This window comes from Thiocapsa sp. (genome assembly GCF_035467215.1).
In the GTDB taxonomy this organism is placed as follows: Bacteria; Pseudomonadota; Gammaproteobacteria; order Chromatiales; family Chromatiaceae; genus Thiocapsa.
This window is the reverse complement of sequence record NZ_DATITZ010000291.1, coordinates 1-10,167: the sequence shown is the minus strand read 5'-3', so window position 1 is coordinate 10,167 and position 10,167 is coordinate 1. Positions and strand designations below refer to the sequence as shown.

Sequence of the window (10,167 nt, the reverse complement as noted above, 5' to 3'; positions counted from 1 at the left end):
GTCCCCAGCGTCGACCGGAAGAGGAGGTCGATCCGGACGCGCTGGCGCCCCCCGAGACGGAAGGGCTTACCTCGCTTGACGGCATGAACCTGAGCGCGGTCATCATCACGCCGACACTGGTCTCGGCCTGGATACAGGATCCGAACGAGCCGAAACTCAGACGCCTGCGCATCGGCGACGATCTGGAGGGCTGGTCCGTTCAGACCATCCTCCCGGATCGTATCCTGCTGGAGCGACAAGGCGAGCAGGATGCGCTAATATTGCGCGACTACGGAAAAACACCCACCCCGGCTGCCCCGATGCCGGTCCCGCGGCGTCCGCCCCGGGTGCTTCAACCCGCGGATCCCCGGACCAATGATACCCAGGACCAATGACCGCATCGGCCTGTCGAACCGAGACGATGTGAGCACGATATCGATGGACCCATCGCGCCGTTTCGGTGCCCGGTTTCTCGCCGGTCACCTACCCCGACTCGCGGCCCTCTTGATCGTTGCAGTCGTCTCCACGGCGTGCGAGCGCGCCTACTGGGATCCCACGGTCCGAATCGACGACATGGGAGAGGACGGAACCCGTGCCCTCCAGGGCGGGGACCGCGGCATCGTCTCGCCGGGCACGACCGAAGCCATGAGTATCGCCCTCGGTGAAGAGGACGAGCCCGGTGGCGCCGTCGAGTCACTCCAGCGCGGCACCGGGACCTTTGTCCGCGAGATTTCACCGCCCAGCGTGGACACCACCCCGGGCGACGTGACCCTGAATTTCGACGGGACGGATATCCGCGAGGTCGTCAAGGTGATCTTGGGCGATCTGCTCCAGGTGAACTATGTCCTGCATCCCGCGGTGCAAGGTGTCACCTCCCTGCAGACCGGGCGCCCCCTGCGTCGCGACCATCTGATCCCGACCCTCGAAACACTGCTGCGCATGAACAACGCCGCCATCGTCTACTCGGGCGGCACCTACGAGGTGGTTCCGCTCGCGAATGCCGTCCAGGGTCGCGTGGTTCCCCAGCTCGGCGAGTCCGGTCGAGCCCTCCCCGAGGGCTACAGCGTTCAGGTCGTGCCTCTGCAATACATCGGCGCGGAGGAGATGAGCAATATCCTCCAGCCTCTGGCGCCCGAAGGAAGCGTGATTCGCGTCGACAACCTCCGCAACCTGGTGGTGATCGCCGGAACCAGTCCGGACATGGGCAATCTGCTCGACACCATCCGCGTCTTCGACGTCGATTGGATGGCGGGGCTCTCCGTCGGCTTCTTTGTCCTGGAATACGCCAAGGCCAACGAGGTGGTGACCCAGCTTCAAACCCTCCTCGGGGACGAAGGCAGCAACCCCCTCAAGGGCGTGTTCAGGTTCGTCCCGGTCGAGAGCGCCAACGCCGTGCTCGTGGTCTCTCCCCAGGCCAGTTACCTCCAACAGGCGAGCAACTGGATCGAACGTCTCGACATGGCCGAGGCGACCGGCGATGCGGCCGAGCGCCTCTTCGTCTATCGGGTGCGCCACGGCGACGCCGAGAATCTGGCAGACACCCTCTCCCAACTCTTCGGTGGAGAGGGGTCACAGCGAACGTCCGACGTCGGCGGCGTCGCGCCCGGCTTGGGCGGCTCCTCGATCGGCTCGACCGGCGACAGCGACAGAACCGGCGGCTTAGGCGGCTTAGGCGGCTCGGACGGCGGGGGTGTCGGTGGACAGTCGGCACCGCGCCGCAGCTCCTCGCGCGAGATCGAGCTGTCCTCGCCGGTCAGTATCGTTGCCGACGCGACCAACAACTCGCTGATGGTCCGGTCGAGCCCGAGGGACTACAAGAAGATCCTCGACGCACTCAAACAGCTTGATATCCTGCCCCTGCAGGTCTTGGTCGAGGCCACCATCGTCGAGATCAGCCTGGAGGGTAATCTCAGGTACGGGGTCCAATGGAATCTCTTCGGACTCGCGACCAAGGACCAGCGCAGCCAATTCACTTTGGGCTCCGGAGACTCGCTCGCCAACAGCGTCGGCCTGAGCTTCCCCGGCTTCAACTGGGCCGTCATCAGTCGCCCCGATACCATCCGAGCGACCTTGAGCGCCTTGGCCCAGGACAACCTGGTCAATGTCCTGTCGTCCCCGTCCGTGATGGTCCTGGACAATCAGACCGCGAAGATCCAGGTCGGCAAAGAGGTCCCGATCGCGACCACCCAACAGCAGGGCCTAGCCACGAACGATCGCGTCGTCAACACCATCGAGTATCGACCCACCGGCGTCATGCTGTCGGTCAAGCCGCGGGTGACCCCGGGCGGTCTGGTGCAGATGGAGATCGAGCAGGAGGTGAGCACGGTCGACGAGGTCGGTAGCGGCGGTTCGGCGCTCGACTCGCCGACATTCTCCACGCGGAACATTACCAGCTCGGTTGCCGTGCGCTCGAATCAAGCCGTCGTTCTCGGCGGCCTGATTCAAAACGAGCGAAGCGACGGCAATCAAGGCGTTCCCGGACTCTACAACCTCCCCTTCGCCGGACCACTCTTCGGGCAGCGCTCCAAGGCATCGAGAAGGACCGAGCTCGTCGTGGTTTTGACACCGAAGGTCATCGCGAGCGATCAGGACGCCGAGACGGTCACGCGTGACTTCCGCAACAAGGTCCGCGGGCTTCAGATGAAGTTCTGATCGGCTCCGCGCTCGGCCGGCAGGGCCGGCATTATCCGAAGTTGATCTTGGCCTCGAGGTTCGGGGCCGAGTCAGCGTTGGCGAGCGCCTCTTCCAACGTGATGGCGCCCTTGTGGTAGAGCTTCAAAAGCGCCTCGTCGAAGGTGGTTGTTCCCTCCTCGCCGTGTCCCTGCATCGCCTCCTCGATTGCCTCGATGTGCCCGTCTCGAATGAGGTCGGCGACGTGCGGCGTGTTGACCAAGATCTCGATGGCCGCACAGCGCGCGCCGGTGGTGGTTCTAACCAGGCGTTGCGACACGATGGCACGCATGTAGGCCGAGAGATCGGTGAAGAGCGTCTTGTGCATCTCCTGCGGGAACATGTTCACGATCCGCTCCATCGCCTGATACGCATTGTTGGCATGCAGTGTCGAGATGGCCAAATGACCCGTCCCCGCCAGTTCGATCGCCGCCTCCATGGTTTCACGGGTCCGGATCTCGCCGATCAGGATGACATCGGGCGCCTCGCGCAAGGCACTCTTCAGCGCCCGCCGGTAGTCCTTGGTATCCAGCCCGAGCTCGCGTTGGCTGACAATGCACTGCTGGTGGGGATGCATGAACTCGATCGGGTCTTCGATGGTGATGATGTGACCCGGCGCCGTGCGGTTGCGATGACCGATCATCGCGGCGAGTGTCGTCGACTTCCCGGATCCCGTCGCGCCGACCATGAGGATGATGCCCCGCTTGTGCATCACCAATTGGCTCAAAACTGGGGGTAGGTCCAACTCCTCGAGGGTCGGAATGCTGCTGCGGATGTAGCGCAGGACCATCGCCCGTTGGCCGCGCTGATGGTATGCGTTGACTCGAAAGCGTCCACGATCCTCCAAGGCGACGGCGAAATCGAGCTCGAGCGACTCCGCGAGCTCCCGCTCCTGGTCCGCGTCGAGCAGGGAGGCAATCGCCTCCCGACAAAAAGCCGGCGTCAAAGGGGTCTCGCCGATCGAGCGGATGACGCCTTCGATCTTGATCTTGGCCGGTGCCCCGGGGACGAAGAAGAGATCCGACGCCTTGTGTCGAATCATCATCTCGAGATAAGGGTTGATATCCATTTCGGGGCTAAGGCTTTCGACCGCGGTCCGATCCGGGCAGTCCGTCGATCATGGTGGAATTCGTCACGGTCTCGCTGAACAGGGTCGAGTCGAACGAATCGCCATCGCCGTCCCCGAGGATGCTCAGACTGTCGGTCTCGGCAAAGGGATCCCTGCCCCGGGCTTCGTGGCCCTCCAACTTGATCGCCAAGCGCAGCTCGTTCATGGAATCGGCGCTGCGCAACGCATCCTCGTAACTTATCTTACCCGCTTCGTAAAGATCGAAGAGCGACATGTCGAAGGTCTGCATGCCCTGTTCGCGCGAGCGCTTCATGATCGCCTTGATGGACCCGACATCGCCCTTGAAGATCAGATCCTGGATCAAGGGCGAGTTGATCAAGACCTCGACCGCCGCAATGCGACCACCGTTCGTGCAGGGCAGTAGACGCTGGGAGATCACCGCCTTGAGGTTCAGGGACAGATCCATCAACAACTGGGCACGTCGCTCCTCGGGAAACAGATTGATGATGCGGTCGAGGGCTTGGTTGGCGTTGTTGGCGTGGAGTTTCGAGAGGCAGAGATGGCCTGTCTCGGAGAAGTTGATGGCATGCTCCATGGTCTCTCGGCTGCGAATCTCGCCGATCAAGATGACGTCCGGTGCCTGGCGCAGCGTGTTCATCAGCGCGATTTCCCAACTCTCGGTATCGACGCATTGATGGTGCGCAGGACCGCGCCGCAATGACCTTGCTGGATGAAGGCGTTGACCCGAAACCGACCGATCGACTGCGGGCTGATCGCGAAATTGCACTCTTTCGTGGCGTCGAAGTCGCGAATCTACCGGTCGTTCATGATGGAGCGCACCAGCACGTTGGTCTGTGCGGAAGTCAGCGCCTGCTCGCTGATGGGCGTCATCCGCCCGTCGATCTTACAGGCCGGCGGAAAACCCGCGGAGATGAAGAGGTCGGAGCCCTTCTTGGCCATCATCTTGCGCAGGCAATCGAGCAGGAAATGGGCGGCTTGCTGACGATCCATCTCTAATCCCGACCTTTCGACTCGATGTCGCCTTCATGAGGCGCCGAAGAGCGGCCCGACCGGATCCGAGCCGCGCCGTGATCTATAAGGCATACCTCGGAAAGTCCGACCGCGTCAGCGACGCTGCTTGGGGGATCCGGCGCAGCTAGGCTACGCGAACACACCCCAAGCAGCGCACAAGGCGTCCCGACCGGGCTCAACGCGCTAGATCGGAGCGGCCCATCAACCACTCATCCACTGCCCTCGCGCACTGGCGGCCCTCGCGGATGGCCCACACCACGAGCGACTGTCCGCGTCGCATGTCCCCGGCGCAGAAGACGCCGTCGACCGAGGTGTGATAGGCGCCGGGCCCGTCCGTGGCGCCCTTAATGTTCCCTCGCGGGTCCAGCTCGAGCCCCGCTTTCTCGCGAAGCTCGGCGATCATACCTTCGTGAACCGGATGCACGAATCCCATCGCCAAGAGCACCAGGTCTGCCTTGAGTTCGCCGATGCTGTCCGGGACCGTCTGCATCTGCCAGCGACCTCCGTCGGTGCGTTCCCAGCGCACCAGCTCGAAGCGCAACGCCTTGACGCGGCCGTTCTCGTCGCCGACGAACGCCTTGGATGCGACATTCCACAACCGCTCGCAGCCCTCTTCCTGTGAGCTGGATGTCCGCAGCCGATTCGGCCAATCCGGCCAGGTCAATCCCTTGTCTTCCTTCTCCGGTGGCTTGTCCAGGATCTCGATCTGGGTGACCGATTTCGCACCGTGTCGATTGGAGGTCCCGATACAGTCCGAGCCGGTATCCCCGCCCCCGATGACGACGACATGCTTGCCGTGAGCGCTGATGAAGTCGTCCTCGGGGACGTAGGAGCCCTGGACGCGCTTACTGTTGCGCGTCAGGAAGTCCATCGCGAAATGGATTCCGGACAACTCGCGCCCGGGCACCTCCAGATCACGTGGCTTCTCCGACCCGCCCGCGAGGACCACCGCGTCGTACTCCTCGCGCAACCGCTCGACCGGGATATCCACTCCGATGTGGGCGTTGGTGTGAAACTCGACGCCTTCGGTGCGCATCTGCGCCATGCGTCGGTCGATCAGCGATTTACTCAGCTTGAAATCGGGGATTCCGTAGCGCAACAACCCACCGATGCGATCCGCCTTCTCGAACAGGTGAACCTGGTGGCCGGCGCGTGCAAGCTGCTGTGCGGTTGCCAAGCCGGCTGGACCCGAGCCGACCACGGCGACACGCTTGCCGGTGCGTCGCTCCGGGACCAGCGGCTTGATCCAGCCTTCCTGCCAGGCCTTGTCGACGATGGCGCATTCGATCGTCTTGATGGCGACCGGCGTGTCGTTCAGATTCAGCGTGCAGGCGGCCTCGCAGGGTGCGGGACAGATGCGCCCGGTGAACTCCGGAAAGTTGTTGGTCGAGTGCAGGACATCGATCGCGGACTGCCAGTCACCCCGATAGGCTAGGTCGTTCCAGTCCGGGATGAGATTGTCGACCGGGCAACCCCGATGACAAAAGGGAATACCGCAATCCATACAGCGGGCACCTTGCTCGCTGACCTCGCGATCCGCCATCGGGATCACGAACTCGTTGTAGTGCACGACGCGATCGGCGGCCGGCTGATAGCGCCGGTCGCGTCGGTCGAACTCGATGAATCCGGTCGGCTTACCCATGATCCACAATCCCCTTCGACTGCTTGATCGTCTGTGGCGGACGGCTTTGGCGCGTCTGCATGGTTTCGAGCGCCCGGCGATAGTCGACCGGCATCACCTTGACGAACCGCGTTCGATAGCTCTCCCAATCGTCGAGGATCCGGCGCGCCACGTCGGAGTTGGTGTAGTGCAGATGGTTCAGGACGAGACGCTTAAGCCGGGCGGCATCGTAACGACTCATGTCCTGACTCAGATCCACGAGACCGTGCGTCTCGAGGTCGCCGCCCTGGTGGTCGAGCGCCTCGAGGATGTCGTCCTCGCGTGCGATCGGCTCGAGCTCGACCATCGACAGATTGCAGCGGTCGGCAAAGGTGCCGTCTTCGTCCAGGACGTAGGCGACACCGCCGGACATCCCCGCCGCGAAGTTTCGCCCGGTCGGCCCCAGCACGACGGCGATACCGCCCGTCATGTACTCGCAGCCGTGATCACCGACACCCTCGACCACGGCGATGGCGCCTGAGTTGCGCACGCAGAAGCGCTCGCCCGCCACGCCCCGGAAGTAGCACTCGCCGTTGATCGCGCCGTACAGCACGGTATTGCCGACGATGATGTTGTCTTCGGCGCGCTCGATCGCGGATTCGGCCGGAGGATAGATGATGAGCCGTCCGCCCGAAAGGCCCTTGCCGACATAGTCGTTGGCCTCGCCCTCGAGCTCGATGGTGACGCCCGCGGCAACCCAGGCGCCGAAGGACTGACCGCCCGTGCCCTTGGCCTTGATGTAGATGGTGTCCTCGGGCAAACCGGCATGCCCGAAGCGCTCGGCGACTCGGCCCGAAAGCATGGCGCCAAAGCAGCGGTTATAGTTCCTGATCTCGGTCTCGATCCGCACCGGCTCGCGGCGTTCGAGCGCCGGACCGGCCTGCCGGATCAGCTGGTGATCGAGCGCCTTGTCGATACCGTGGTCCTGGCTCTCGCTGTTGTAGATCGCCACGTCCGAACCGACGTCCGGGCGCGCCAGCAAGCGCGAGAAATCAAGACCGCGGGCCTTCCAGTGCGAGATCGCACGCCGCATCTCGAGCCGCTCGGAATGACCGATCATCTCGTTCACGGTGCGGAAACCGAGCTTGGCCATCAGCTGACGGACCTCTTCGGCCACGAAGAAGAAGAAGTTGATCACATGCTCGGGCTGTCCGGTGAAGCGGCGGCGCAGCTCCGGATCTTGGGTCGCCACACCGACCGGACAGGTATTCAGATGGCACTTGCGCATCATGATGCAGCCCTCGACGATCAAGGGCGCGGTCGCGAACCCGAACTCGTCGGCCCCGAGCAAGGCACCGATCACCACGTCCCGTCCGGTGCGCATGCCGCCGTCCACCTGAACCGCGATACGCCCGCGCAACCGGTTGAGCACCAGCGTCTGATGGGTCTCGGCCAGACCGATCTCCCAAGGCGAGCCCGCGTGCTTGATGGATGTAAGCGGGCTGGCGCCCGTGCCCCCGTCGTAGCCGGCGATGGTGACGTGGTCCGCATGGGCCTTGGAGACGCCCGCGGCCACCGTTCCGACGCCCACCTCGGAGACCAACTTCACGGAGATGCGGGCCTTCGGATTGACGTTCTTCAGATCGTGGATGAGTTGCGCCAGGTCCTCGATCGAGTAGATGTCGTGATGCGGCGGCGGGGAGATGAGACCGACTCCCGGCGTGGAATGACGGACCCTGGCGATCTGCGGGCTCACCTTGTGGCCCGGCAGCTGGCCGCCCTCGCCCGGCTTGGCACCTTGGGCGATCTTGATCTGGATATCGTCCGCGCTCACCAGGTACTCGGTCGTGACGCCGAAACGCCCCGAGGCGACCTGCTTGATGGCCGAGCGTTCCGGGTTCGGCGAGCCGTCGGGCAGCGGCTGGAAGCGCTCGGGCTCTTCGCCGCCTTCACCCGTATTGGACTTGCCGCCGATCGCGTTCATCGCCTTGGCGAGCGTGGAATGTGCCTCGGGCGAGATGGAGCCGAAGGACATGGCGCCGGTCGCGAAGCGTTTGACGATGGCGCTGGCCGGCTCGACCTCCTCGATCGGGATCGGCTCGGGCGCGAACTTCAGCTCCATGAGGCCGCGCAGGGTCAAAAGCCGCTCGGACTGGTCGTTGATCAGGCGGGAGTATTCGCCGAAGGTCTCGAAGCTCTTCGCACGGGTCGCATGCTGGAGCTTGGAGATGGTCTCGGGGGTCCAGACATGATCCTCGCCGCGCAGTCGATAGGCGTAGTCCCCGCCGACGTCCAGGTGTTTGCGGTAGATCTGCTCGCGTCCGTAGGCTTGCGCGTGCCAGCGCACCGCCTCCTCTGCGACCTCCTTCAGACCGATCCCTTCCACCTTCGATTGAGTGCCGGTGAAATAACGCTGGATGAAGGGCGTGTTCAGCCCGATCGCGTCGAAGATCTGTGCCCCGCAATAGGACTCGAGCATCGAGATGCCCATCTTCGACATGACCTTGAGCAGACCCTTGCCGATCGCCTTGATGTAGCGCTTCTGGGCCTCTTCGAAGGTCAGCGGTTCGGGAAGATGCGGCAGCAGCGACTGGATGGTGTCGAAGGCGAGATAGGGGTTGATCGCCTCGGCGCCGTAGCCCTCCAGCGTGGCGAAGTGATGAACCTCCAGGGCCGCACCGGTTTCGACCACGATGCCCGAGCTGGTGCGCAGACCGCGTCGGATCAGATGGTGATGCACCGACGAGGTGGCGAGCAGCGCCGGGATCGGGATGTGGTCGAGATTGGTATTGCGATCGGAGAGGATCAGGATGTTGTAGCCGGCCAAGACCGCCTGCTCGGCCTGCTCGCAGAGTCGATCGAGCGCCGAGCCCATGCCTTCGGCGCCCTCGGACGCCGCGTAGACCATATCGAGCGTGCGGGTCCGAAAGGCTGCACCGGCGCTGTACTCGATGTGCCGAATCCGCTCCAGATCTTGATTGGTCAGAACCGGCTGCGGGGTCTCGAGGCGCCAGTGCTTGCCGGCCTCGTTGATCCCCAGGAGGTTCGGGCGCGGCCCGATCATGCACACCAGCGACATCACCAGCTCCTCGCGGATCGGGTCGATCGGCGGATTGGTGACCTGCGCGAAGTTTTGCTTGAAATAGGTCGAGAGATGCTTGGGACGGCTCGAAAGCACCGACGGCGGATTATCCGCACCCATTGAGCCGACAGCCTCTTGACCCGTGAGGATCATCGGGCTCAACAGGAATTTGATGTCTTCCTGGGTGTAGCCGAAGGCCTGCTGGGCGTCCAACAGGGTCGCATCGTCCGGCGACATGGGTCCGACACTCGTCGGTAGCTCGTCGAGCCGGATCTGCGTCTTCTTGAGCCATTCGCCGTAGGGCTTCGCCTCGGCGAGCTGTGTCTTGATCTCGGCATCGTCGATGATGCGGCCCTGCTCCAGGTCGATCAGGAGCATCTTGCCGGGCTGCAGACGCCACTTCTTGACGATGCGCTCCTCGGCAATGTCGAGCACGCCCATCTCGGAGGCCATCACGACCATGTCGTCCTTGGTGACCAAATAGCGTGCGGGGCGCAGACCGTTGCGATCCAGCGTCGCGCCGATTTGGCGCCCGTCGGTGAAGGCGACCGCAGCGGGACCGTCCCAGGGCTCCATCAAGGCCGTGTGATACTCGTAGAAGGCGCGGCGCTTATCGTCCATCAAGAGGTTGCCGGTCCAGGCTTCGGGGATCAACACCATCATCGCGTGAGCGAGCGAATAGCCGCCCATCACCAGCAGCTCGAGCGCGTTGTCGAAGCAGGCGGAGTCCGACTG

The 10,167-nt window shown here is 63.6% G+C and carries 4 protein-coding genes and 2 pseudogenes; 2 read left to right on the top strand and 4 right to left on the bottom strand.

Translation table 11 applies throughout. From position 1 onward, the window contains the following. Positions 1 to 374 (top strand): annotated as a pseudogene (locus VLR48_RS16305) (hypothetical protein); the annotation flags it as partial. Beyond that, a complete protein-coding gene (gene gspD / locus VLR48_RS16300; protein WP_325292800.1) occupies positions 355 to 2,631 on the top strand; it encodes a type II secretion system secretin GspD in 2,277 nt (758 codons plus the stop codon). The pseudogene VLR48_RS16305 and the gene gspD, both read left to right, overlap by 20 nt. A gap of 31 nt (positions 2,632 to 2,662) precedes the next feature. Here gspD and VLR48_RS16295 read toward each other — a convergent pair whose 3' ends face one another. The 4 genes and pseudogenes from VLR48_RS16295 to gltB all read right to left on the bottom strand — a co-directional run. Further along, on the bottom strand, positions 2,663 to 3,718 hold the full coding sequence (locus VLR48_RS16295; RefSeq protein WP_325292799.1) for a PilT/PilU family type 4a pilus ATPase: 1,056 nt from the start codon (positions 3,716 to 3,718) through the stop codon (positions 2,663 to 2,665). 7 nt (positions 3,719 to 3,725) lie between these two features. After that, positions 3,726 to 4,729: pseudogene (locus VLR48_RS16290) on the bottom strand (ATPase, T2SS/T4P/T4SS family). 196 nt (positions 4,730 to 4,925) lie between these two features. Continuing rightward, a complete protein-coding gene (locus VLR48_RS16285) occupies positions 4,926 to 6,392 on the bottom strand; it encodes a glutamate synthase subunit beta (protein WP_325292798.1) in 1,467 nt (488 codons plus the stop codon). Further along, positions 6,385 to 10,167, bottom strand: a 3,783-nt coding sequence (gltB, locus tag VLR48_RS16280) for a glutamate synthase large subunit (protein ID WP_325292797.1), incomplete at its 5' end; no start/stop codon positions are given. The genes gltB and VLR48_RS16285, both read right to left, overlap by 8 nt.